The sequence below is a fragment of the Aquimarina amphilecti genome (assembly GCF_900109375.1).
GTDB lineage: Bacteria > Bacteroidota > Bacteroidia > Flavobacteriales > Flavobacteriaceae > Aquimarina > Aquimarina amphilecti.
Window position 1 is genome coordinate 564,879 of sequence record NZ_FOAB01000001.1, and the last position, 23,814, is coordinate 588,692.

Genomic DNA, 23,814 nt, shown 5'->3' on the forward strand with positions numbered 1-23,814 from the left:
GTTTTAATATATAGTGATCTGTACTAAAATATGTATGAATCCCATATTGGTGATAGTTATTTGCTTATTGTGATCCTAGACTAATAGATGTCTCAGGGATGAAAATTTTTGTAGTAGTTTTTAATTGTTATTCAATAAAAGTGTAATCAGCTTATTATAGTACTGTTTTTAATTCCTTTACTTCTCCAGGTTCCAGATTTTTTAATTGAATATCTCCAATTCTAACTCTAACTAATCGCAAAGTAGGGAAGCCTACAGCAGAAGTCATTTTTCGTACTTGTCTAAATTTACCTTCTTTTAGTGTAATAGAGATCCAAGTAGTTGGTCCATGTCTATCATCTCGTATTTTTTTTGATCTTTTCGGTAAATTTGGAACTTCTTTGATTTTAAATGCTTTACAGCTATTTGTTAAATATTTTTTTCCATCAAAACCTATTTCTACTCCATTAATTAACTTAGATATGGCATCATCGGTAATGTCACCATCAACTTGTGCATAATATTCCTTTTCTATTTTTTTACTACAGATATAATTACTGGTTTTTCCATCTGTGGTTAATAATAATAGACCTTCTGATTTTTCATCTAACCTACCAATTGCCATGGTACCTTTTGGAAAATTAAAAAGTTCACCTAGCAATTTTTTGGAGTTTTTCTTTTGCCCATTATTTATAAACTGACTTAGATATCCATAAGGTTTATAAATCATAAAATGCTTGTGTTCGTCAGAAGATTTTTTCAACATTAATAAGGTTTTGCTAAATAATTCAGTTTTAGGATTTCAAATGTAATCATTGTATTTGCTCTATAGAAATTTTCTGTATCGTTATGTTAACCTTAAAACTTATAACCTGACTAATTAATAGCAATTCTTTTAGTTGATTTATTAATTAAATTCTTTTAATATGCCTATTCATATAATTTGCGAACCATATACAAGTGATATAATCGTTGGAGGATACGGACGAGGAAGGAGACGAAATAGGGGCCCAGAGTATTCAGGGCCTAATCCTGATGGATCATGGGAACGAGATGATATAAGAGGTTTTTATCAAGATTTACAAGGAGAAGGATTAGTAAATGCAAATTATGAATCTAGAGAAAAAATGATGATTTCTCTATATCAAGTAAGGCAATCTGATTTACTTTTGATAGAACGAACACTTGATCTGATTCCTTATGGTCATCTAAAATGGTTAAAGGAACGAAAACCTGAAGGTATAATTTTCTCTAATTCGGCAGGAAGAGGTAGATCCGAGAGGTATACTGGTGGTTTAAATCCCGGTTATGATGATAGAAATACTTCCTTTTTTGATGAACGAGATGGTATAATAATTACTTATGGTGCATTATGGAGATATCATTATCTTGGGATATCTCCAACATTGATTCACGAAATAGGTCATGTAATGACTCATAGAGGAAAGATTAGTTATCGTTATTTTTCGGATTCTAACCGAGAGAGGCTTTCTAATACAAGAGTTTCTAGGAATCCAGGAAGTTTAGAAGCTTTATGTAATGCATATATGTATTTTATCTGTTATGCCAGCGCTACACCAGTGGTCAGACTATTTGGAAGCAGACCGCGAATATTAGAAAGAAGCCCAGAAACAAGAGCAGCACTTAGAAGGTGTGCTGCATTCTCTAGGCGAATGTTATCTCCTTCGGAAATATCTAATTTTAGTGACAGATAATCCATTATTATTTTCAAATTATAGACTTAATCTATTAAGGTATAGATTAAATTACCCATATCATTACCTAAATTAAAATGTATCATCTATCTTTGTAGCCTATCAGTGCATGTTATTAAATTTTTAAAACATGTATATAGTCGTTGTAATAACTGAGTCAATTATTCGATAAGCCAATCTTTTAGTATTGTCATTTTCCAATTGTTCGTTTAGTATTTCGATGGCAATTAATTGTTAATAAATAAATTAGAAGTATACCGAATGGCAAAATCACAACAGACATTTAGCAAGATTGAAAAAGAAAAAAAGAAATTAAAGAAACGCGAGGAAAAGCAGAAAAAGAAGGAAGAGCGCAGAGCTAATTCTAAAAAAGGAAGTGGTTTCGATAATATGATTGCTTATGTTGATGAGAATGGCCACCTAACTGATACTCCACCTGATCCATCAAAAAAGAAAAAAGTAAAAGCTGAAAATATAGAGATTGGTATTCCTAAAAGAGAACATATCGAAGAAGACCCTATTAAAAAAGGTAGAGTAGCTTTTTTCAATGATTCAAAGGGGTACGGTTTTATTACTGAACAAGAATCTCAGGAAAAGTTTTTTGTACACGTAAATGGCTTAATGCAAGAAGTGAAAGAAGGAGACAAAGTGCAGTTTGAGTTAGAAATGGGAATGAAAGGTTTAAATGCTGTACGAGTAAAAAAGATTTAACATAAATAATCTGAATAAAATATTTAAAAAGCATTTGCAAAAATTAGTTGCAAATGCTTTTTACTTTTAGTCTATTTAGAATACCAGTTTAATTGAACAACTTCTATTTCTTCATTGCCCTTAGTGACAATTTCTTTAAACTTAACTACATCGCTAAATCCTTCTGTACCTCTATAGTGGTAAGGGTATATTTGTTTAGGTTTGAATTCTAAAACAGCATCAGCAGCACTTTCTATAGTCATAGTATATGGTAGATTCATACAAACGAATGCTTTATCTATACTTTTAAGAGCTCTCATTTCTGGAATATCTTCTGTGTCTCCCGAGAAATATAATCGCTCCTTTCCTAAAGTAAGAACATATCCATTTCCTCTGCCTTTGCTGTGAAACTTTAAGGCTTCTTCTCTTAAATTATACATTGGTATTGCTTCGATTGATATTCCATTAACTTCTTTTACCTCTCCGTTGTTGATTATCACTAATTGCTTGGTGTAGTTGGCAGGAAGTTTTTCTGCAACAGCCTGTGGTACTACGATTTTTGATTTAGAAAGATCTAAGCTATTAAGAGTTTCGATATTCATATGATCGCCATGAATATCTGTAATGAGTACTATGCTAGGTGATTTTTGATTTCCAAATGCTTTTGTACCTCCAGTAGGATCTATATAGATGGTATTATCTTTATATTCTAATACAGCGGTAGCATGCGAAATAGGAATAATCTTTATATCAGAAACAGTTTGTTCTATAGGTTCATCTTGAGCAACAGTTTTTCCTTGTTTTACATCTGATTTACAACTAAATAAAAATATGCTAATAGCTAAAAGGCTAAGGGTATATGATTTCATTTTATATAATTTTAGTTACACTAACAAGGTATAAAATGGTAGTAGAACAGGAAACATTTTAATGTAAGATTAACTATCTAACCATAGTTTAATTGCCATAGTAATTACCATTATGACTAGGAATACCTTAACAATTCCGTCCCCTTTTTTTACAGACCATCTACTAGCAATCCAGCCACCACTGGCATTGCCAAAGGCTAAAACGAAGCCATATAAATAATTGATTTGATTATTATAAGCAAAGACAAATAATGCGCCAATGGTGTAGACAAAAACGACCAAAGCTTTAACCGCATTTGATGATACTAAACTAATTCTATTGATTGTACTTAATGCTAAAAGAATAAATATTCCAACTCCTGCTTGTATAAAACCACCATATATACCAATTATAAAAAAAGTGATAATTGAAATAAAACGATATTTTCCTTGTACTCTTTCAGCAAAATCTGCAATATTTACCTTAGGCTTAAAAACCATAAAAAGTACAACTAGTACCATTACAATTGCAAGTATTTTATTAAATGTCTCACCTTTTATGTCAATTGCAATTTTTGCCCCAATTAATGAGCCGATCAAGGCGGATAGACCTAGATAAACACTAAATAGAGACGGTTGTATGCCTTTACTTTTAAATCCAGCGACAGATGTAATACTTTGAATAAAAATTCCTATTCGATTTGTACCGTTCGCAATTGCTGGTGGTAAGCCCATAAAAATAAGCATTGGTAGTGTTAATAAAGACCCTCCGCCAGCTATAGTATTGATTACTCCTGCGATAAAGCCAACTATAGCTAAAAGAATGAATAGTAGTGTTTCGTTCATTTGGTTCTGTTTCATCCCAAAAATAAGTAAAACCAAAAAATACCAATGCTTTTTACAAATCAATTGGTATAAATTATTAAACTGTTGTAGATTTACGAATACAAACAAAAAACCGACTACCGTTAATTCGTTACATAAAATAATTCCCATTTTAGAGTCTTTAAAAGACTATAGTAGAGCTATTTTTATCTCTGATGCTATTGCAGGCGTAACAGTTGGAGTAGTTCTTATTCCGCAAGCTATAGCCTATGCGTTGTTAATGGGAACACCACCAATATATGGATTGTATGCTTGTTTAATTCCTTTAATTTTATATGCTTTTTTTGGAACATCGAGACAGTTAAGTATTGGACCAGTAGCGGTTACTGCAATTTTGGTAATGAGCGGAGTAAGTCAGTTAGCAACTCCTTTTACTGATGAGTTTACTAATCTTGTTATTTTTTCAGGTGTATTGATAGGAGTGTTACAAATAGCACTTAGCCTTCTGAGAATGGGGTTTTTAGTTAATTTAATTTCACAGCCAGTAATTTCTGGTTTTATTTCTGCGGCGGCAATTATTATTATTATATCACAACTTAGCGAATCATTAGGGATGTCAATTCCAAGTTTTGATTATGTTCATGAGTCTGTATGGTATGTAATACAGAATATTTCTTCTGTTCACTTTATTACTTTAGGTATGTGTTTGGGATCAATTTTTATTATGTTGATTCTTAAAAAAATAAAAAAGTCTTTTCCAGGAGCACTTTTTGTATTAATAATAACTACCGTAATTACCATTATTTTTGATTTAAAAAGTTTAGGACTTGCGGTAATAGAAGATGTGCCTAAAGGCTTGCCTTCTTTTAGTATTCCTGATATGACTTATGACTCCATGATAGCATTAATACCTTCTGTGTTAACGGTTACTTTTATTGGTTATGTAGGTAGTATTGGTATTGCTAAATCTTTAGAAATGAAAAATAGAGATCATATAGTACGCCCTAATCAAGAGCTTTTAGCATTAGGTATTGCTAAGGTTGTTGGTGCATTTTTTCAAGCAATCCCTTCTTCTGGTAGCTATAGTAGATCGGCTATAAATGATGAAGCAGGAGGGAAGACTACCGTTTCCTCAATTATTACTGTTGTAATGGTAGTAATTTCGTTATTATTTTTGACCTCTTTTTTTTATTATATACCCAAAGCAGTTTTAGCCGCAATAATTTTGGTTTCTGTTTTTGGATTGATAAATGTTAGTGAAGCACGTTATCTACTAGCGTTAAGACGAAGAGAATTCATTGTTATGTTTATAACATTTGTAGGTACTTTGGTTTTTGGTGTAGAAAAAGGGATTTTTATTGGAGTAATATTATCATACATATTTTTACAATATTACAGTTCTAGACCTCATGTGGCAGAATTGGTTAATATTCCGAATACTAACTATTATCGAAATATTAAAAGATTTCCTGAAGCGACAAGATCTTCAAAGTATTTGATTATTCGATTTGATGATCAATTGTATTTTGCTAATACTAGCTATTTTAAGGATGCTATACTACATCAGATAGAGAAAAGAGAACTATTACCTGAGTTTTTAATTTTAGATAGTACCAATATTAATGATATAGATAGTACAGGCTTACATATTTTAGAAGATGTCCATAGATATTTAGAAGATTTGGGTGTTCAATTGTTAATTACTGGTACTATAGGTCCTGTTCGGGATTTCCTTAAAAGATCAGGCTTTACGGATAATTTGGGGAGTCAACATAATTTTCTAAATATAGAAGATGCTGTCAATTATACGGAGAATAAAACAGTTGAAGAAAACTCTTTAGAAGTTGCTATTCAATATAATAAGAAACGTTCTTTTCTTGATTAAAAATTCTTATTTTTCATAAACGTGCATTTTTATTCCCATACCATAATTCATAAAACCTTTTTGTATTAGTGTATTGTTTTCACTGTACTTTTGATCAAAGCGTTGCCAAGTTCTATTTTTAAAAAAGACTCTTCTGGTAAACGTAATGTTATTTTCAATCTTATCAGTGAAAGGAAGTAGAGGTCTAAATGTAGTAGATACTTTTACAATTCCTTTACGTGTTTCTACTTCATGGTATTTTTTAGTGTGTTGTAGTTTTCCCTGTTTGTCAGTATAACCTAGGACTTGAACAGAAATGAATACACCATTTTTTGGAATAAATACTTTATATTCAGAAATATCCAGTTCAAAATTCGCCCTATCTTTATTGGTAATCCTAAAAATAATATCATCACCGGCTAATCTTTTTCCAGGAACTCCATTAGTGTTTTCATAAAATTGCATTTTAAATAAAGTAGAAAAAGATTGTTTTCTACTCGAAGATCCATTGGAATTTTCCATCATCACTGGTAAAAATACAGATGCAATCTTTGTTGATTTTATTTGATTTCTAGGGAAAAATACTGCAATTTCTGATTCTACAGTGGGTAACCAGCATCTAAAGTAATCATCATGTATTTTGGAAGCTTTTTTCTTTGTTCTGTATTTCCCTAAGTTTTCCGCTTTAACAACAACTTCCTGGAGTTCTGAAACATCAGGTGTTAGAGAAATAGTTTTTGAAAGATTATTTGTACTAATTCCTTTTTCTTTATATCCAAGCGCCGATATATATAAGGAGTCTATGTCGTTATATCTTTTTTTAGAAAACTTAAAAACTCCATCTTCATCAGCAAATAATCCATTACCATTACCAAATGAAATTGTAGCGTAGGATATAGGGAATTTTTGCACTGAATCTTTGATTGTGTATACTTGACTATAAATACCGTGAGATATCAGTAATAAAAGTATATAGAAGACTTTTTTCATAGTAGGTTAGGGGACTAAATAGGGTGTTAAAATAGTGAAAATATTTTAAAACATTTTTTATGTTTCGTTAGCTCAACGGCAACCATTCCTTAATATGTTCACTTTTTATATTTTAATATAATCAAAAAAGAAGCCAAAAATTGTTTGAATTGTTATTACGGACTATTGTTTTTTAATAATAACATACTCACTAATAATTAAATAATATATGTACATAGCCTATCTTTGCAAGATTAGCGAAATGCCAATTTGGTATAAAACAAAAAATATTTGAAAAAGGCGATTTATTTTATGTTAATGAGCACTGTTTCCTTTACAGTGATGAATTTACTGGTTAAGTACTTAGTAGGTTTTAGTGCATATCAATTAGTGTTTTTTAGATCTATAGGTACTCTGTTTTTTACAATGCCTTTTTTAATTCATCATAAAATTTCAATTCTAGGAAATCAGAAGAAATTGCTAGTTCTTAGAGGACTAGCTGGTGTTACTTCTATGGGGTTGTTTTTTATGTCCGTTGAATATCTTAAAATAGGATCTGCTGTATCTCTGCGATATCTTTCTCCTATTTTTGCTACAATATTGGCTGTTATTTTTCTTAGAGAAAAAGTGAAAAATATCCAATGGTTATTCTTTTTACTTGCTTTTACTGGTGTTTTAATCATTAAAGGCTTCGATACAGAAATTAGTTCTTTCGGGTTATTATTAATAGTTTTTTCTGCCTTATTTAGTGGTTTTGTATATGTTCTAATTAATAAAATAGGATTAAGAGATCATCCAGTAGTTATCGTGAATTATTTCATGTGGATTGCTACAGTTTTAGGAGGGGTTCTTTCTGTTTTTAATTGGAAGAAAACCCCAGAAGGTATGGAGTGGGCATTATTATTAAGCTTAGGGATTTTTGGTTATTTTGGTCAATTATTTATGACAAAAGCTTTTCAATCACAAGTTACTAATAAAGTAGTTTCCTTAAAATATATGGAAGTTATATTTACAATGATTGCTGGTATTTTCTTATTTGGGGATAAATATCCTTTGCTTAGTGTTTTAGGGACTTTAATGGTTATTACAGGGTTGATCTTGAATATGTTTTATAAATCTAAATAAATAATGATGATTAAAAGGGTTGTCTTTTTTATTAAACAATAACTCCTGATTTTTTATTTAATCCACATTGTTCTACAAATTTATTGGTAAATACTTCTCTTGTTTTTTCATTAAGTAGTTCATTACGAGAATCTATCCAATGCTGTACGGTTGCAGATCCATACATTTTTTGTATTCTATTAAAGTTAAGGTTGAAGTTTATTTTCCCCCAATGTAATGTATACGAAATGTTCTTAGACTCTAATCTATTCCATATTTTATCATAAAAATCTCTTGTTACTTTAGAGTCTACACCATCCAATTCTAGAACACACGTTTTTTTAAATTTTGTAAAGCCTAATAATGCCTTTGTTCCTTTTACGTACCTCAAAGAAATTCCACCAGGAAAAGGATTACCATTATTAATGATATCCATTATTTCTTTTACTACTTGTACGCTATCTTTAATGTCGATTCCAAGAGCTGCGCTTGCTACTTTTCCTCTAAACTTAGTGTTGTTATATGTTTCTCCAATGGTACCTTCTAATGCCGGAGTCTCTTTATAAGCAAGAGGGAATAATAAATTTACTAAGCTTGGCACTAATTTTACGGATAATGATCCAAGACTGTCCATCATGGTTTGTATTAATCCTAATAAATCATCACCATATGTTAATCCGTTGCTGTCTCTTTTTCTTCGGACATAATCGTTACGATATTTTTTCTTATAAGCGACCTTTATGAATACGCCTTTATTGGTGTCGTTAGGTTTAAAATCATACGGATTGATAAGTACTTCGAAATGATATAATTCACGATCCAGTGAAACCTGTGGAAAAGGCAATAAATCTTTAATTGTTGAAAAATCTTGAGTTGTCATAGTGTGTTTCAATACATCATTGTATGCTATTTTATCAATACGATGTTCTTCTAATAAAAATTTAGGTTCTGTTTCTATTAATACTCCATGAATAAAACCAAAACTACCAAAACTTACAATGGCAGAATTAAACATAATATCATCTTTGATTCTTTCCGCTCCTAACCAATCAACAAATTTATTAGACATTATAGGAGTAGATTCTCGTTCTAACCAAATATGCCTATCCTTACCAACTATTATATGTAAACCAACTACAAAATCTTGTAATGCTCCTACATTAAAGGCAGCACCATGGGTTCCGGTTGACAATGCTCCTGCAATAGTTTGTCCATTACTAGCGCCAGAAGCCTTAATAGATCTACTAGGTCTTTTTTCCTTTTCTAACTTAGTGTTTAATTGTAAAATTGACATTCCACATTGAGTGAAAAACAAGTTTTCTGATAAACCTCCTTTTTTTAAATAATCATTTGTTACATATGATTTAGAAATAGAAAAAGAAAGACGTAATGATTTAGTGTCAATAATTCCTCCTTCGGAAACTGCAACTTTAGAAAAAGACCATCCGCTACCCATTGCTCGAAGTCTAATCTTATTTTTAATTGCATGTCCTATTAACCATTGAATATTTTTGGTAGTAGCCTTATACTTTTCAGAACTTTTAGATAAGGAATGGTCATTTCTTATTTTGAAAGATGCATCTTTAGTTAGTTTTTGAGTAAAATTTTGATGCCTATTTTCCCAAGAAGTAATTGGTAATAATTCTATGCCTTTTGGTAATGCCATTTTTACGATATTTTAAATAATTATAAATTTTCGATAGGAGTATCTACAGGTGCACATTCCCATTCTATTCTTTGTGGAACTACAATACCAATAGTAATTGCAGAAATTAAAATATATCCAAGATTTGTAGAACTGGTTACAGCATTCATTCGATTAGATTCACATTCTGGATTGATGTCTTTTGGTGTTATTAACCCCCAAGCATAACTCCAAGATGTTTTATGGTGTTGTACAATAGAATCATTATCGTATTCGCTCACAACACGTGTTGACATACAACTTTGAAAGATGATCAAAATCAATAACAATAAGCTAATTCTTCGTAATAGAATATAATTTTTCATACCTCAGATGTTTTATGAGGCAATTAGACAAATGAAGGGTGTGTATACGTTGTAAGTAAAAATAGGGATATCATTATTACTTTAAAAGGGGTTTTTACCTGTATTTTAGTACTTTATTGTTTGTGTAAAGTATGTTAATTGCATTTTTGGGAATGCTTTATTGGACTTTCTTTAGAGCAATACGTTTATTTTTTTAAAAATCTCCATTGTGTAAAGGTAACCGAATCAAAAGTATTGGGTATGGGGTGAGTTATACAGTACAGTATAATTTTAGGATTTATATCATTGTCCTAATAGCAGCATTTCTAAAACAATAAATATTGAGTGCACAAGTACCGAGAAATTTGGTGAATTATTTAGGGCAAAAAATTCGAAATTTGATCACGATAAGCGGGGTAAAATGTTTCAATTTAGAAACTAATTTAAGTCTCACTGTACCTATACACTCATTAATATAGTATATAGTTCTAGTTGAAATCTTCTCTTAAATAAAACATTAACTTTGACTTGTCTGTAAAACTCTTAATTGCAATGATTTCTCCATTTAATTTATTATAAATTATTTCGGCAAATAAAAAGTCTATATAGAATATACTGTAGTAAAAGTCTCGATTAGCATCGTTTATAGAAAATAGGTGTATTCCTTTATTCCAAATGTTACGATATTTTTCAGCTAAATTTTGCGAATTAAACCGCTTCTCTAGGGTAGTTTTTTGCATAAGCATTATGATTTTAAGATTTAAGGCGTCACTAAAATACGGAAAAACCGTAACAATACAAGTGTAAAAGTGGAAAAATTTGAAAATTCCCCATTTATTACTTGTAAATTAATAAAATCAACTTTCTAAAGATTCAACATTAATTTATTATGAAAATAGAATAATATATTATTTTCGTATTTTAAAATTAAAACTTCATTGGCTACCGTTTCTCAAAATATATTTCTTACAAGAAAAGAAAAACAACGTTGTAATTCTTGTGGTAAAAAAATTCCTTTTGGCAAATCATTTGTTGCAGAAACTGAAGATCATAAGGGAACATGTTTCGGCTGTTCACAATTTATAGGATATACGTTGTTACCTTCTGGAGATGCTGCGATGACAAGAAGATCTAAAAAACACTCAAAACTATGTGGAGTTGTTCTAAAATGGAATCAGCGTAGAAAACGATATGAACGCAAAGGGCAATTTGTCGAAGAAATAGCAATAGAAAAAGCACGTTTAGAGTGTGAAAAAGATAAAGTTTCTAGGGAGATTAAAAATAAAAAAGCTGCAATTGTTCGTGAGCAAAAAGACAAGATGTATATTTTGGATTTTGCCAGAGCTATAAGGAATAAGTATCCTAACTGTCCGCAAAAACGAGAATTTAAAATCGCATCACACGCTTGTGAAAAACACAGTGGAAGAGTAGGACGTACGGCAAATGCAAAAGAATTTGACCCTCAAATGATTGATCTAGCCGTACAGGCTCATATAAGGCATACAGAGACTAATTACGATGATCAATTTGGTAAAGGAAAAAGAAAAACTGAAATTAGATCTGAGGTGCAGTCAACAATTAATAATGTTATGAAAAGATGGGAATAGTTTATACTATTACCCAATTATGAAATTAGATAAGTTTTATAAATGGCAAAAAAAGGTAGAGAAAAAAACACATTAAATAAAGCTAAACACTCAAAGCTTGTGAATCGTAAAAAGAACAAACTCAGAAAAGAAAAAGAACTGAGAGTGGAACGATTAAAAGCAATAGTACAAAAGGTTAACCAATCTAAAGAAAAAGATTCTCATAATGAATAAATGCCATTGTGGAAGGGAACGATCTTATGACAACTGTTGTGCTATTATTCATAAGAGTATTTTAAAAGCCGTTACGGCCGAAGATTTAATGAGATCTCGTTATAGTGCTTTTGTTTTAGCTGATGGTAATTATTTAATGAAAAGTCATCACAGTTCTACTCGTCCATTAAAAGAAAAAAAATCTATTGTAGCTTGGGCTAAGTCTGTAAATTGGATTAGGTTAGAAGTATTGAGTGCTATTGAAGGGTTAGAAAACGATATAAAAGGCACTGTCGAGTTTAAAGCATTTTATTTTGAGAATAATAAGGTAGAATGTATACACGAAAATTCTTCATTTATTAAAGAAAATGGACACTGGGTTTATCTGGGTGAAGTTTAAAGATTATTAAATTATCATATAATTAATGGAATTATATGATAATTTAATAAGACTAATAGATGTAAATATTATCTATTGCCTAATTTCATTAATATTGACATTACTAATAATAGAATTAATATTTAAAAATAGATTCAAAACAAAACAGATTTTGAATTTGGTACGATGGGGTATTATCATCTACACTACAGTTGGATTAATTCATTATGTATTTGGTTATCTACGGTTTACGAAAGAATTTGAATTTATAAGTAAGGCAACAGGACCATATTGGATATTCTATTGGCTAATGTTATTTTCTTCTACAATACTTCCATATTCATTACTATTTAGAAAATTAAAGGATAGGCCTTGGTATCTTTTATTTATAGCCTTTTCTATGAAATTGGGAGTTTATTTTGAGCGTTTCGTTCTTATTGTAATTAATTTCCATAGAGATTATGTGCCTCGTAGTTGGAGCTTTAAAACATTTGGTTTTCCAACGCACGAATTTCTAATGATATTTTTGCAAGGTTTTCTCTTAGCTATTTTATTATTGGTTTTGTATGAATTTGTTGACCGAAAAATTAATATGCAAAGTGCCACTTCACTTTAAGAAAACACTCTTTTACTTCTCAAATATATCTTGTGAATTCAAGGTGGGTGTAAAGTTTTTCATCAAAAAGGGGTAACAAAATAATCTCGCATTTATATAAGTATGTATAGTCAAAACGCGTGCTTGATAGTTACATTTTTTGAGGTCGCCGAAAATCATAAAGAGTAGGCAAAATCTAAACATACAAATAATGAAAAAGGTATTCTTATTACCCAAAGGCTTAGATAAGTTTTCTAAAAAAGAGCTTAAAAACATGGAAGCAATTTTAGGAGGAACTGTTGATGTGCCAGATATTATATATTACCCTACTAGTGGTGGTAGAAGATGTGCAGAAGGTCAGGTTTGGTCAGAAACATTAAGGAGATGTGTTGTAGTTGCCATTGGAACCCCTGTAGAGCATCGATAAATGGGTTGGTTTAAATAACCAGACATACATTAAGACATAGGTTGTTTTTTATCAACCTATAAAATACTAAGCGGAGTGGAGTAAACTTGTACAATTTTTATTTTCCAAACTTCGCTTAGTATGCTTAGAAAACATAACCTCTTAATTCTTTATTTATGCAATTCGATGCCTTAATACTCAAAGTAGCTAGTAGATGTAATCTTAATTGTTCATATTGTTTTATGTATAACCTTGGTGATACTACGTATAAAGGGCAACCAAAATTTATGACATATGAAATGATTGATTCAATTTTAGAAAAGACAAAACGGTATATTCAAAAATATAATAGGAAAGAATTCTCATTTATTTTCCATGGAGGTGAACCCTTATTGATTGAAAAAGATTTTTATAGAACTTTTATAACAAAAGCTAACGAAATCAAAGAGCAATTATCTAGTGTTATTTTTAAATATGATATCCAAACCAATGGAGTTTTAATAACTGAAGAGTGGTGTAAGTTGTTTAGAGAATTAAATATCTATCCAAGTACTAGCGTAGATGGAACCAAGGATGCACACGATATGTTTAGAGTGGATCATAGAGGAAATGGTAGTTATGATGAAGTATGTAAAGGAATAAAATTACTTAAAGAACAAATAGGATATGCCGATACAGTTTGTGTAATAAATATCAAAGAAGATGCAAATGCTATTTATGAAAGTTTCAAGAGGATGAATGTAAATTCTGTAAATTTTTTAATTCCAGATTATACACATGATAATTTTCCGTTTGATGTAAATAAAACTGAGATGGCAGATTGGTTAATTCGATTGTTTGATATTTGGATAAAGGATGAAACCCGATACAAAATCCCTATGTTTATTGGGTTAGTAAATAGATTGTTGGGTGTTAGTGAACAAACAAATAATGAATCTGCTGTTTTAGTAATCGAAACCAATGGTGAAATAGAAGCAATAGATTCTTTAAAAGCTTGCGGGCATGGATTTACCAAATCTGGTATAAATGTATTAAAGAATGATTTTTCTGATATAAAGAATTCTCCTTTAGGAAAATTGTATTTTGAAGAAAGTACTACAAAATTATGTGGTAAATGTCTTAAATGTCCAATTAAGGAAATTTGTCAAGGTGGTAGATTAGTACATAGATACAAAAAGGAAAATGGTTTTAATAATACATCTGTCTACTGTAGTGATCTTATAAAATTTATTGCGCATATTCAGAATACTCTTATGATTATCTTTCCTAAACTATATAGTGAGAAAAATATTGATAGTATTATAAATGAAGAAATTGTTCAATTTTTGAGTAAGGAAAAAGTAAATTTAACTACAAACTCTATGTTTACTAAAGAGTTAGAATATTTTGCGTCAAAATAGAATAGATATCTCTCTTTCTTATTTTAGTCTCATTAAAAGAATTACTTATGTCTATTGTTATGCTACTAGTGGGATAACACAATACTTGTTATACTATGAAAAATAATGTTCAAAATAATGATTATTCAATGGGTGAGTTTGCTACTGTAGATCAATGTTCTTTACGAGGACATTTACGGTGCGTGTATACCACAGGAAAAGAAGTATATCGTGATGGTCGCAACGGTCGAAAAACGATACATTGGTGGACTATGTCTTATATCGGAAGAGCTTGTACTAGAAAGTGGGGTAAACGAGCTGGAATTTTTTATGAAGCTTTATTCGTAGTTCCTCATTATATTGGAATATTCTTCGGAAACCTTCTTGGATATTGTATGTTTTTACTTTTAGGAAGTAAGAAATGATTTATCTAATTCATTATTTGGATTAGAATTATTTTGAAAATATTACCACAATAATTGGCCTGTTATTGTGTTTAAGTAATGTTAATTTTATGAAATAATTATGAAAAATTGGCTAATTATATTTTCATTCATTTTTTGTTGTTCTTCTATTATTGCTCAAAAGGAAATTAAATTTTCTACTTATTTTAAAACCAATAAGACGAACTTACGACTTAGTGATTTCTCAAGACTTACTAGATATATTGATTCAATTTCGAAATTAAAAAACGTTGGTAAAATAAAAGTTTTTGGTTATTGCGACGATGTAGGAGAAGAAGCTAATAATCTTATGTTATCTCAAAAAAGATCAGAATTCGTCTCTCAACAAATTAAGGTTAAAGCAAATAAGCAGACGGTACTATTTTCTCCTGTAGGTAAAGGGGAGTTACCAATTGATGACGAGAGTGATTTTTCTGTATCGGAACAAAGAAAGAAAAATAGAAGAGTTGATATTATTGTTTATTTCAATGATAAGAATCAGATTATTGATGATTATCACGAGAAGGGTGATAAAATTATTTTAGATAATGTTTTATTTCAAGGTGGTAAAACTGTATTCTTACCAAGAACGGATTTTGTATTGCATAAATTGGTAAAAGAATTAAAGGAAAAAAAGAAGTTACACATACAACTTCAAGGTCATATAAATGAATTAAAACCTCAGCAGATGGCTGACTCTACATTGTATAGACCCGAAGATAACTTATCTACGCGAAGAGCAAAAAAGGTATATGATTTTTTAATTTCTAATGGTATTGATAAAGAACGATTATCTTACATAGGTTTCGAGGGTAAATTTCCGTTAGATACATATCCGCAATATAATAGAAGAGTAGAAATAGAAATAACAGATATCAAAGAATAATATAATTCTGTTAAAAACTTGTTTTCTTTTTCTCCTAAAAAAACAAGTTATTTGTCTCCGGAAAAAAAGAAGTCATTGGAAGAAGAGTTAATCAAAACAAAGAAGTTTACTAGAAATAATTTCTTTAAAAATACATATTGTGTTTTTAAAGGTGTGCGATTAAGAGAAATTTCTAGAAGAAAACCACATTATAGAAGTGAATCTGGTAGTACTTATTATTATACTACTAATGGTGTATATAGGTTATCAAATCATTGGGGAAGAGCTGCCAAATGTAATTGGCGATTAGTATCAGAAATTCCTGTAGAGATAGATGATCTACGTTTAGGGTATGCAGAATGGACTGATTTTAGAGAAAATTTAAACGAAGATGTAGATGCATATTATGTTTCTGTAGATTTCGAAGCTAAGACCGTAAGTTATAAACATAAGGATAATCCTGCTTATAATCAGGTTGCTGTTATAAGACCGGTAGACGCCACACGTAAGTTGATTAAACAGATTAAAACACTTTTAGAGGATCATAAATGGGCAAAATACTATGATTATGATGATTTAGATGAGTTCCGTAAGGAAATAATTCTTGAATTAGTAAATACGACAAAAACATTACATGATATTAGAAGAGAATTAGCTACAGGTTAACTCAAGCTATTCTGGCATTGTAACATAACTAGTATCATTTGGTACTTTAGGAAACTGTTTGTTTCTCCATTTTTCTTTTGCTTTTTCTAGATTTTCTTTGCTAGATGAAACAAAATTCCAATAGATATGTCTTTCTTCGGGAAATGGTTGCCCTCCAAAAAGTAATACATGTGTATTTGGTTCTAAAACGACAGTACATGTATCTTCTATTTTAGAAACTAACATATTTCCTTTTGATATGATGGTTTCACATGCTTGTATTTCACCGTCGACTATACAAATACCTATTTCTCCTTGTAATTCACCTTTAATTCCTAACTCATATCTTTCTGTAGTTTTTACTTCTATCATAAAAAGTTCTGAATGCACAGGTAAGGAAGATATTTTTCCATAGCCTTTTCCTGCAATAAGCCTAAATTCTGTTGTTCCATCCTTCCAATATGGTATCTCAGCTTTGTCTAAATGGTGGAATTCGGGTTCCATATTTTCCAAATGTTTAGGTAATGCTATCCAAATTTGATATCCGTGTGCTAAAAACTCTGTGCCATTTCGCATGTCATTTGGAGTCCGTTCAGTATGTGTAACACCTTTACCAGCAACCATCCAATTTACAGAACCAGGAGAAATACGTTGATTCGTTCCAATGCTATCTTGATGAATAATTTCTCCATCCATTAAATAAGTTAGTGTAGATAAACCAATATGTGGATGCTGATCTACATCCATATATTTACCTTTCTTAATGATTGTAGGTCCCATATGATCTATAAAGATAAAGGGACCAACCATTCTTTTTTTTCTAAAAGGAATGAGCCTACCAACAAGGAAATCACCGATATCTCTACTTCTTTCTTCAATAATTAAACCTTGATTAGACATGAAAACAGATTTTTATTCGTTTTGAATTTCTAAAATACATTATTTACCAACGGAATTTCGTTAAATAAGTATTAACAATTTATAGCTATATATAGGATGTTCATACCTTAAAATATTTTACTATCTTTTCCCTTGCAATATAAAACAACCACAATTAACCAATGGAAATATTCTCCTCGTATAATTTAATAATAGAAGTTTCATTAGTACTTATTTTATCTTTTATTTTTAATGGAATAGCAAAAAAGACTAATATCCCGGCAGTATTGATGCTGATCATATTGGGTATCATTATCCAATATGCAATTAAAGCATTTGGAGCAGGTTCTTTTGATTTTTTCCCGATGTTAGAAATTCTTGGGATAGTTGGATTAATAATGATAGTACTAGAAGCTGCGCTTGAATTAAAGTTGAAAAAAGAAAAGTTAGTTCCGATACTAAAATCTCTTGGAATTGCTTTAATAGGACTGGTAGCCTCAGCATATATTGCAGCGGTCATATTAAAAGCACTTATAGATGGAATGACTTGGCAATCTGCATTGTTATATGCAACTCCATTGTCTATTTTGTCGAGTGCGATAATTATACCTAGTGTAGCTGGATTATCAGAAGCAAAAAAAGAGTTTCATGTATACGAAAGTACATTTTCTGATATTTTAGGAATTATGATGTTTTATTTCCTCACAGGGAAATTAAATCCCGCAGAGGATGCTGGAGTATCAGGTTTTGCTTTTAACTTGATTATTACAATTATAATTTCGTTAATCGCTAGTTATGGTATTATTTTGATTTTTCAGAAAATAAAAAGTCAAGTAAAACTCTTTTTATTAATAGCTGTTTTATTATTGCTGTATGGAGTTGGAAAAAAAATGCACTTATCTTCTTTAATTATTATCTTAATTTTTGGTCTTGTAATCGCAAACATGAAATTGTTTTTTCAATGGAAATTAGAAGGCTTATTGGATTTTGAAAAAGCAAAAACTATTTATCACGAATTACACGTCATTACTGCCGAAACGGCATTTGTAGTAAGGACTTTGTTTTTTGTTATTTTTGGTATCACTATTACGTTATCTTCTCTACTAAACTTAAAAGTTGCCTTGATAAGTATTCTAATTATAATTTCCATTTATTTAATTAGATATGTATTATTACGAATATTTGTAGGTAAAGACATTTCTCCTCAATTGTTTATAGCGCCCAGAGGATTGATTACTGTATTGTTATTCTATGCAATACCAGCAGAAGCTATTATTCCAGGTTTTGAACCAGGTATTTTGTTATTTGTAATTATAGGAACAAGTCTTATCATGACTGGAGGAATGATTCGTGATAATAGAGTAAAAGCCGTAGTCTTAAGTCCTGAAGAAATAGAAGAAGCTGCGGATGCAGAGGTAGAATATATAATGAACACAACTACAGATCTTAGTGAAATAGAGGATTCTTCTGAAGAAGATAATGAAACTTATGAATAGTATTCAGAATGAAACGATTACATCGGTTAACAGCAATTTTAGTAAAGTTACAATCCAAGAAAGTAGTACAGGCTTCAGACTTAGCGGAAAAATTTGATGTAAGTACTCGTACAATTTATAGAGACATGTTGGCTTTATCGGATGCCGGTGTACCTATTGGAGCAGAGGCTGGTACCGGCTATTTTTTGGTAGATGGATATTCTCTTCCTCCAATTATGTTTACCGAAAAGGAAGCCAATGCATTACTAACAGCCTCTAAGATTATAGAAACAAATAATGATGAATCATTAATTTCGGATTATAATACTGCTGTAGAAAAAGTAAAAGCAATTCTAAACACAACACAAAAAGAAAAGTTAGAACTGTTAGAAAAGAGAATTGTAAGTCCTCCTTATAAAAAATCACCTGCAAGCACCCATTTATCGGTTATACAAAAAGCAATTACAGATTTACGAATATTGGAGATAGAGTATACATCCGCTTCTAAAGAATATACAAAACGTACGATTGAACCTCTGGGAGTATACTTCACAAATACTATTTGGGTGCTAATTGCATATTGTAGGTTGCGCAATGATTATAGAGAATTTAGAACAGATAGAATAGTTAATCTTATAGAAACTTCAGAGTTATTTCCTCCCAAATTCTTTACGCTAGAAGATTATTTTAAAAAATATATGGAACATTAGATTTCCTACTGACATAAGGTTGTCACACTCCACTTGTAGTTTTGGTGAAAATTAAAATATGTATCACTTAATTCACACTATTATGCTTAGTATGTTTTTATGCTGCGCAACTACATTTAGTCAAAATCAGAACCTTATGAAAGACAAACCCTATTCAATTGAAGTCGTATTATTCGAAGTAATGCCGGGTTATTCAACAGAACAAGCCAAGGATGCAATAACTTCTTTAAATGACATCGTTAAGCTATATGATGGCTTTATAGATAGAACAACTGCAAGCAATCTTGATGGTAAATTTATCGATCTGTTATATTGGTCTGATATTAAATCTGCTAAGAAAGCAGGGGAGGATATTATGAAAAATCCAAAGGCATTGGCAATTTTTGAGGTTATAAGACCCGAATCAATGCAAATGTTTCATATGGATGTTTTTAACCAATTCGAGGAATAATTATATATTTAAACAAGTAACTATGTTATTAGATTTAAAAACTACCGTGCAAATGAATAAAAAGATTCCAGAGCATATTGTAAATCGGAAAGGACCAAGAAGTGCTAAAGATTTAAATCCCGAAGTATTGGAGTATTTAAATGGAGGTTTAATAGAAACAGCTAATCTTATGGAATGGTTAGCTGTAGATCAACTAAAACTATTGAAACTTGTACTAGATGATTTAGGGAAATCTAATTGGTATGATAATTTTTATGAAGTTGTGTCAAATCAAAAGAAACCTAGTGCAAATACAAATACCAAAATCATAGGAACAACCTTTGCTCAATTGACCAATGATAGTAAAGTTATAAGTTATTTGTCTAATCATAATTCTGATGTATGTAGATGTTGGGCAACTCAATATTACAGTGGAATAGAAATGTCAATTACGGAACGATTGCATACTACCAAACCATTTGCAGGAGATTCACATTTTGGAGTTAGAGAAGTTGCAATTTTTGCTACTAAAGAATTTATTATAGAAGATCTGGATCAAGCTGTTATGATATTATTGAATTGGACAAAAGATGCAAATGAAAATATAAGAAGATATGCTGTAGAAACTATAAGGCCAATAGGTGTTTGGACAAAGAAAATAGATGAGCTTAAAGAGAATCCAGAAAAGGCGATTGATATTTTGGAAGCGTTAAAGTCTGATAGTTCAAAATACGTAAAAGATGCTGTTGGAAACTGGCTTAATGATGCAAGTAAAACAAGGCCTGATTGGGTACGAAATATATGCTTACAATGGGAGAAAAAATCTCTATCTAAAGACACGAAATATATCATAAAGAAGGCATTAAGAACTATTAATAGGTAGCTTAAAACTAGTTGTTAACCATTGTCCATTTTTTAACAATTATGATATTATTATCAAATCAGAAATAATGGTGCTAAATAATTATTAAATAATCATTAAATCTTATTCTTTTTAAAATTTATATAGGTAAATGTTTTCAGCTTTTTTATAGCTTTAAACTCCTGTTCGAAGTTATTAACAACAGATTGATTTCATAAATTTTGCACTAAAGAATAAGTAATGAGAGTACTTCATGCCAGTTTAGAATGTTATCCTTTAGCAAAAGTTGGTGGTCTTGGAGATGTGGTTGGGTCGTTACCTAAATATCTAACAGAATTAGGTTGCACCACTGAAGTTATTATGCCATTTTTTGATAACCCAAGAATCAATAAACTCCCTTGTGAAAATGTCTATTCTGATACTTTAGTTTTGGGATCTGATTCGTTCGATTTTACTATTAAAAAAGTAATTTCCGTTGAATTTGGGTTCCAGATATATTTGGTAGATATAAAGGAATTATTGTATAGACCAAATGTATATAGTTATGATGACGATACAGAACGATTTGTAGCGTTTCAAATAGCTGTTTTGAATTGGATTTTATACAAGGATATAAAACCAGATATTATACATTGTCATGATCATCATACAGGACTGATTCCTTTTTTAGTCTCGCAAGTTGATATATATCAAAGTTTAATTGATATACCTACTATACTCACTATTCATAATGCACAATATCAAGGTCAATTTTCTTATGAAAAACTGGATTACATACCGCAATTTGATTTGCATAATATAGGTTTGTTAGACTGGGATCAATGTATTAATCCCTTAGCTACTGCAATAAAATGTGCTTGGAAAGTAACAACAGTTTCACCAAGTTATATGAATGAACTACAAGGTGAAGCTAATGGTTTAGAAAGGCTTTTGTCTCATGAAAAAGAAAAATGTATTGGAATATTAAACGGCATTGACCATCAGATATGGAATCCAGAGACAGATCCCATGATCATATCTAATTATGGAAGTAAGAATATAGTTTCTGGACGTAAGAAAAATAAAAGTTGGCTATGTAAAGAGTTTGGATTCGATATAGATAAACCGTTAGTAGCATTTATAGGGAGATTGGTTTATGAGAAAGGAGCGGATCTTTTACCTGATATTGTTTCAGAAACATTGCAACATTTAGATATTAATATTCTCATATTAGGGTCTGGTGATCCTGAAGTAGAATCAAGATTAAGTGAGTTAAAAGAACGTTTTCCTAATAGATATAACACATATATAGGATATGATGAAAAACTATCTCATATGATATATGCTGGTGCGGACTTTTTATTAATGCCTTCTAGAGTAGAACCTTGTGGGTTAAATCAATTGTATTCATTACGATATGGTCTTATACCTATAGTTAGGAGAATAGGTGGTCTAAAGGATACTGTTATAGATATTGGTGATGATGGTTTTGGGATCTGTCATGATCAGGTAAATGTTCAGGACGTTTATAATTCAATTAAAAGGGGAATTGAATTTTATAACGATCAAAAAGAGTATAAGAAAACACAAAAAGAAATTGTAAAAATTGATCATTCTTGGAATAATTCAGCCAATCAATACATTGAATTATATAAATCTTTAAAACAATCACAATGATTAACAAAAAAGTCCTTGCAATTATCCTTGGAGGTGGACAAGGAACCAGATTATCTCCTTTAACCGAAAGTAGATCAAAACCGGCAGTATCCATTGCTGGAAAATATAGATTGGTAGATATTCCTATAACCAATTGTATACATTCGGATATTAAAAGAATGTTTGTGCTTACGCAGTTTAATTCAGCCTCTCTAAATAGTCATATAAAAAACACTTATGTTTTTAGTTCTTTTAGTCAGGCTTTTGTAGATGTTCTTGCTGCAGAACAAACTCCTGGTAATAAAACTTGGTTTCAAGGTACGGCGGATGCAGTTCGACAGTCGATGCATCATTTTCTTAATCATGATTTTGAGTACGCACTTATTTTATCGGGTGATCAATTGTATCAAATGGATTTTAATGATATGATTGAGGCACATATAGAAAAAGGAGCTGATATTTCTATTGCGACTTTGCCAGTTAATCCTAAGGATGCTACTGATTTTGGGATCTTAAAAACAGATGAAAATAGTTTTATCAGTTCTTTTATAGAAAAACCAAATTCAGATAAACTTCCTGGTTGGGAATCTGAAGTAAGTGAAGAAATGAAAAGTGAAGATAGACACTATTTGGCATCTATGGGGATTTATATATTCAATAGACAGTTATTAGTAGATTTACTTTCTGACCCATCTAGAATAGATTTTGGAAAAGAAATTATTCCTCAGTCTATTGAAGATCATAAGGTATTGGCTTATCAATATGAAGGATATTGGACAGATATAGGAACTATTCCTTCTTTTTTTGAAGCGAATATTGAATTGGCTAATGATATCCCAAAATTTGATTTGTTTGATAATGATAGAAATATACTTACCAGACCTAGAATACTTCCTCCCTCAAAGATTTCAGGGACATTACTTAATAAATCAATGATTGCAGAAGGTTGCTTAATACAAGCTAAAGAAATTGAGCAATCTGTTATTGGTATTAGATCCCGTATAGGGAAAGATACTATTATAAAAAACACTTATATGATAGGTAGTGATAGATATCAGGATTTAGAAGAATTGCAAACTGATGATAAGGAGAATAGACCTTACATAGGTGTTGGAGAAAGATGTGAGATCAATAATGTCATTGTTGATAAAGATTGTAGAATTGGTAATGATGTAGTTATTAATGGAGGACCACATCTAGAGGATACCGATAATGAAAAGTATGTAATAAAAGATGGTATCGTAGTTTTTAGAAAGGGAGCGATAGTTCCAGATAATTTTAAAATCTAAGTATCAATAATTTCTAAATTCAATAAATACAAATAGAGCT

General features: G+C 30.6%; 27 protein-coding genes. 19 read left to right on the forward strand and 8 right to left on the reverse strand.

Annotated features, from left to right (window positions below):
• Positions 1-154: 154 nt before the first annotated feature.
• On the reverse strand, positions 155-745 hold the full coding sequence (locus BMY33_RS02480) for a pseudouridine synthase (RefSeq protein ID WP_091405083.1): 591 nt from the start codon (positions 743-745) through the stop codon (positions 155-157).
• A gap of 160 nt (positions 746-905) precedes the next feature.
• Here BMY33_RS02480 and BMY33_RS02485 point away from each other — a divergent pair, with 160 nt between their 5' ends.
• Entirely contained in the window at positions 906-1,694 is a 789-nt protein-coding gene (locus BMY33_RS02485; protein WP_091405085.1) for a hypothetical protein, read from the forward strand.
• A gap of 261 nt (positions 1,695-1,955) precedes the next feature.
• Positions 1,956-2,405 (forward strand): cold-shock protein, encoded by a 450-nt coding sequence (locus BMY33_RS02490; RefSeq protein WP_091405090.1) that lies wholly within the window; start codon positions 1,956-1,958, stop codon positions 2,403-2,405.
• Positions 2,406-2,476: 71 nt separating this feature from the next.
• Here BMY33_RS02490 and BMY33_RS02495 read toward each other — a convergent pair whose 3' ends face one another.
• Positions 2,477-3,253, reverse strand: coding sequence for an MBL fold metallo-hydrolase (locus tag BMY33_RS02495; RefSeq protein ID WP_091405093.1), 777 nt, complete (start codon positions 3,251-3,253; stop codon positions 2,477-2,479).
• 69 nt (positions 3,254-3,322) lie between these two features.
• Positions 3,323-4,078, reverse strand: coding sequence for a sulfite exporter TauE/SafE family protein (locus BMY33_RS02500; protein WP_091405096.1), 756 nt, complete (start codon positions 4,076-4,078; stop codon positions 3,323-3,325).
• Between BMY33_RS02500 and BMY33_RS02505 the strand changes: the two genes are divergently transcribed.
• The gene (locus BMY33_RS02505) at positions 4,056-5,942 is read left to right on the forward strand and encodes a SulP family inorganic anion transporter (RefSeq protein WP_244542963.1); all 1,887 of its coding nucleotides are present in this window, start codon (positions 4,056-4,058) and stop codon (positions 5,940-5,942) included. The two genes, BMY33_RS02500 and BMY33_RS02505, sit on opposite strands and share 23 nt — an antisense overlap.
• 6 nt (positions 5,943-5,948) lie before the next feature.
• Here the strand turns inward: BMY33_RS02505 and BMY33_RS02510 are convergent, their stop codons facing one another.
• A complete protein-coding gene (locus tag BMY33_RS02510; RefSeq protein WP_091405101.1) occupies positions 5,949-6,911 on the reverse strand; it encodes a carboxypeptidase-like regulatory domain-containing protein in 963 nt (320 codons plus the stop codon).
• A gap of 270 nt (positions 6,912-7,181) precedes the next feature.
• Here BMY33_RS02510 and BMY33_RS02515 point away from each other — a divergent pair, with 270 nt between their 5' ends.
• Positions 7,182-8,015, forward strand: coding sequence for a DMT family transporter (locus tag BMY33_RS02515; protein ID WP_280139514.1), 834 nt, complete (start codon positions 7,182-7,184; stop codon positions 8,013-8,015).
• Positions 8,016-8,046: 31 nt separating this feature from the next.
• Here the strand turns inward: BMY33_RS02515 and BMY33_RS02520 are convergent, their stop codons facing one another.
• From BMY33_RS02520 to BMY33_RS02530, 3 genes are all read right to left on the reverse strand, one after another.
• Positions 8,047-9,660 (reverse strand): FAD-binding protein, encoded by a 1,614-nt coding sequence (locus tag BMY33_RS02520; RefSeq protein ID WP_091405112.1) that lies wholly within the window; start codon positions 9,658-9,660, stop codon positions 8,047-8,049.
• A gap of 20 nt (positions 9,661-9,680) precedes the next feature.
• The gene (locus BMY33_RS02525) at positions 9,681-10,004 is read right to left on the reverse strand and encodes a hypothetical protein (RefSeq protein ID WP_091405115.1); all 324 of its coding nucleotides are present in this window, start codon (positions 10,002-10,004) and stop codon (positions 9,681-9,683) included.
• Positions 10,005-10,471: 467 nt separating this feature from the next.
• On the reverse strand, positions 10,472-10,723 hold the full coding sequence (locus BMY33_RS02530; RefSeq protein ID WP_091405118.1) for a hypothetical protein: 252 nt from the start codon (positions 10,721-10,723) through the stop codon (positions 10,472-10,474).
• A 198-nt stretch (positions 10,724-10,921) separates the two neighbouring features.
• On the opposite strand from BMY33_RS02530, the gene BMY33_RS02535 reads away from it, so the two are divergent.
• The 9 genes from BMY33_RS02535 (at position 10,922) to BMY33_RS02570 (ending at position 16,515) form a co-directional block, all read left to right on the forward strand.
• Positions 10,922-11,590: a DUF2293 domain-containing protein gene (locus tag BMY33_RS02535; protein ID WP_091405121.1), complete on the forward strand. Its 669-nt coding sequence runs from the start codon at positions 10,922-10,924 to the stop codon at positions 11,588-11,590.
• 42 nt (positions 11,591-11,632) lie between these two features.
• The gene (locus BMY33_RS23330; RefSeq protein WP_170836979.1) at positions 11,633-11,803 is read left to right on the forward strand and encodes a hypothetical protein; all 171 of its coding nucleotides are present in this window, start codon (positions 11,633-11,635) and stop codon (positions 11,801-11,803) included.
• Entirely contained in the window at positions 11,796-12,182 is a 387-nt protein-coding gene (locus BMY33_RS02540) for a YchJ family protein (RefSeq protein WP_091405126.1), read from the forward strand. Before BMY33_RS23330 ends, BMY33_RS02540 begins: the two co-directional genes overlap by 8 nt.
• A gap of 151 nt (positions 12,183-12,333) precedes the next feature.
• Entirely contained in the window at positions 12,334-12,777 is a 444-nt protein-coding gene (locus BMY33_RS02545; protein WP_139195572.1) for a hypothetical protein, read from the forward strand.
• A 190-nt stretch (positions 12,778-12,967) separates the two neighbouring features.
• The gene (locus tag BMY33_RS02550) at positions 12,968-13,183 is read left to right on the forward strand and encodes a hypothetical protein (RefSeq protein ID WP_091405138.1); all 216 of its coding nucleotides are present in this window, start codon (positions 12,968-12,970) and stop codon (positions 13,181-13,183) included.
• Between the two features lie 155 nt (positions 13,184-13,338).
• Positions 13,339-14,562, forward strand: coding sequence for a radical SAM protein (locus tag BMY33_RS02555; protein ID WP_091405140.1), 1,224 nt, complete (start codon positions 13,339-13,341; stop codon positions 14,560-14,562).
• A 95-nt stretch (positions 14,563-14,657) separates the two neighbouring features.
• Complete coding sequence (locus tag BMY33_RS02560; protein WP_091405143.1) at positions 14,658-14,966, forward strand: hypothetical protein; 309 nt, start codon at positions 14,658-14,660, stop codon at positions 14,964-14,966.
• 100 nt (positions 14,967-15,066) lie between these two features.
• Complete coding sequence (locus tag BMY33_RS02565) at positions 15,067-15,870, forward strand: OmpA family protein (protein WP_091405146.1); 804 nt, start codon at positions 15,067-15,069, stop codon at positions 15,868-15,870.
• 51 nt (positions 15,871-15,921) lie between these two features.
• On the forward strand, positions 15,922-16,515 hold the full coding sequence (locus BMY33_RS02570) for a hypothetical protein (protein ID WP_139195573.1): 594 nt from the start codon (positions 15,922-15,924) through the stop codon (positions 16,513-16,515).
• Positions 16,516-16,521: 6 nt separating this feature from the next.
• Here the strand turns inward: BMY33_RS02570 and BMY33_RS02575 are convergent, their stop codons facing one another.
• Positions 16,522-17,394: a pirin family protein gene (locus BMY33_RS02575; RefSeq protein WP_091405153.1), complete on the reverse strand. Its 873-nt coding sequence runs from the start codon at positions 17,392-17,394 to the stop codon at positions 16,522-16,524.
• 161 nt (positions 17,395-17,555) lie between these two features.
• On the opposite strand from BMY33_RS02575, the gene BMY33_RS02580 reads away from it, so the two are divergent.
• From BMY33_RS02580 to BMY33_RS02605, 6 genes are all read left to right on the forward strand, one after another.
• Positions 17,556-18,869 carry a cation:proton antiporter domain-containing protein gene (locus tag BMY33_RS02580; RefSeq protein WP_091405158.1) on the forward strand — a complete coding sequence of 438 codons (1,314 nt, stop codon included), beginning with the start codon at positions 17,556-17,558 and terminating at the stop codon, positions 18,867-18,869.
• Positions 18,870-18,877: 8 nt separating this feature from the next.
• Positions 18,878-19,558, forward strand: a complete 681-nt coding sequence (locus tag BMY33_RS02585; protein WP_091405163.1) for a helix-turn-helix transcriptional regulator — start codon at positions 18,878-18,880, stop codon at positions 19,556-19,558.
• Positions 19,559-19,694: 136 nt separating this feature from the next.
• A complete protein-coding gene (locus BMY33_RS02590; protein WP_139195574.1) occupies positions 19,695-20,009 on the forward strand; it encodes a hypothetical protein in 315 nt (104 codons plus the stop codon).
• A 52-nt stretch (positions 20,010-20,061) separates the two neighbouring features.
• A complete protein-coding gene (locus BMY33_RS02595) occupies positions 20,062-20,871 on the forward strand; it encodes a DNA alkylation repair protein (RefSeq protein ID WP_170836980.1) in 810 nt (269 codons plus the stop codon).
• A gap of 219 nt (positions 20,872-21,090) precedes the next feature.
• On the forward strand, positions 21,091-22,506 hold the full coding sequence (locus tag BMY33_RS02600) for a glycogen synthase (RefSeq protein WP_091405168.1): 1,416 nt from the start codon (positions 21,091-21,093) through the stop codon (positions 22,504-22,506).
• On the forward strand, positions 22,503-23,774 hold the full coding sequence (locus BMY33_RS02605; protein WP_091405171.1) for a glucose-1-phosphate adenylyltransferase: 1,272 nt from the start codon (positions 22,503-22,505) through the stop codon (positions 23,772-23,774). Before BMY33_RS02600 ends, BMY33_RS02605 begins: the two co-directional genes overlap by 4 nt.
• The last annotated feature ends 40 nt before the right edge of the window (positions 23,775-23,814 follow it).

Coding starts and splice junctions, on each gene's coding strand:
- BMY33_RS02590 (WP_139195574.1), top strand. CDS start 19,695: ATGAAAGACAAACCCTATTCAATTGAAGTCGTATTATTCGAAGTAATG.
- BMY33_RS02505 (WP_244542963.1), top strand. CDS start 4,056: ATGAATAGTAGTGTTTCGTTCATTTGGTTCTGTTTCATCCCAAAAATA.
- BMY33_RS02600 (WP_091405168.1), top strand. CDS start 21,091: ATGAGAGTACTTCATGCCAGTTTAGAATGTTATCCTTTAGCAAAAGTT.
- BMY33_RS02595 (WP_170836980.1), top strand. CDS start 20,062: ATGAATAAAAAGATTCCAGAGCATATTGTAAATCGGAAAGGACCAAGA.
- BMY33_RS02550 (WP_091405138.1), top strand. CDS start 12,968: ATGAAAAAGGTATTCTTATTACCCAAAGGCTTAGATAAGTTTTCTAAA.
- BMY33_RS02490 (WP_091405090.1), top strand. CDS start 1,956: ATGGCAAAATCACAACAGACATTTAGCAAGATTGAAAAAGAAAAAAAG.
- BMY33_RS02500 (WP_091405096.1), bottom strand. CDS start 4,078: ATGAACGAAACACTACTATTCATTCTTTTAGCTATAGTTGGCTTTATC.
- BMY33_RS02580 (WP_091405158.1), top strand. CDS start 17,556: ATGGAAATATTCTCCTCGTATAATTTAATAATAGAAGTTTCATTAGTA.
- BMY33_RS02480 (WP_091405083.1), bottom strand. CDS start 745: ATGTTGAAAAAATCTTCTGACGAACACAAGCATTTTATGATTTATAAA.
- BMY33_RS02495 (WP_091405093.1), bottom strand. CDS start 3,253: ATGAAATCATATACCCTTAGCCTTTTAGCTATTAGCATATTTTTATTT.
- BMY33_RS02575 (WP_091405153.1), bottom strand. CDS start 17,394: ATGTCTAATCAAGGTTTAATTATTGAAGAAAGAAGTAGAGATATCGGT.
- BMY33_RS02605 (WP_091405171.1), top strand. CDS start 22,503: ATGATTAACAAAAAAGTCCTTGCAATTATCCTTGGAGGTGGACAAGGA.
- BMY33_RS02525 (WP_091405115.1), bottom strand. CDS start 10,004: ATGAAAAATTATATTCTATTACGAAGAATTAGCTTATTGTTATTGATT.
- BMY33_RS02485 (WP_091405085.1), top strand. CDS start 906: ATGCCTATTCATATAATTTGCGAACCATATACAAGTGATATAATCGTT.
- BMY33_RS02510 (WP_091405101.1), bottom strand. CDS start 6,911: ATGAAAAAAGTCTTCTATATACTTTTATTACTGATATCTCACGGTATT.
- BMY33_RS02555 (WP_091405140.1), top strand. CDS start 13,339: ATGCAATTCGATGCCTTAATACTCAAAGTAGCTAGTAGATGTAATCTT.
- BMY33_RS02585 (WP_091405163.1), top strand. CDS start 18,878: ATGAAACGATTACATCGGTTAACAGCAATTTTAGTAAAGTTACAATCC.
- BMY33_RS23330 (WP_170836979.1), top strand. CDS start 11,633: ATGGCAAAAAAAGGTAGAGAAAAAAACACATTAAATAAAGCTAAACAC.
- BMY33_RS02565 (WP_091405146.1), top strand. CDS start 15,067: ATGAAAAATTGGCTAATTATATTTTCATTCATTTTTTGTTGTTCTTCT.
- BMY33_RS02530 (WP_091405118.1), bottom strand. CDS start 10,723: ATGCAAAAAACTACCCTAGAGAAGCGGTTTAATTCGCAAAATTTAGCT.
- BMY33_RS02560 (WP_091405143.1), top strand. CDS start 14,658: ATGAAAAATAATGTTCAAAATAATGATTATTCAATGGGTGAGTTTGCT.
- BMY33_RS02540 (WP_091405126.1), top strand. CDS start 11,796: ATGAATAAATGCCATTGTGGAAGGGAACGATCTTATGACAACTGTTGT.
- BMY33_RS02520 (WP_091405112.1), bottom strand. CDS start 9,660: ATGGCATTACCAAAAGGCATAGAATTATTACCAATTACTTCTTGGGAA.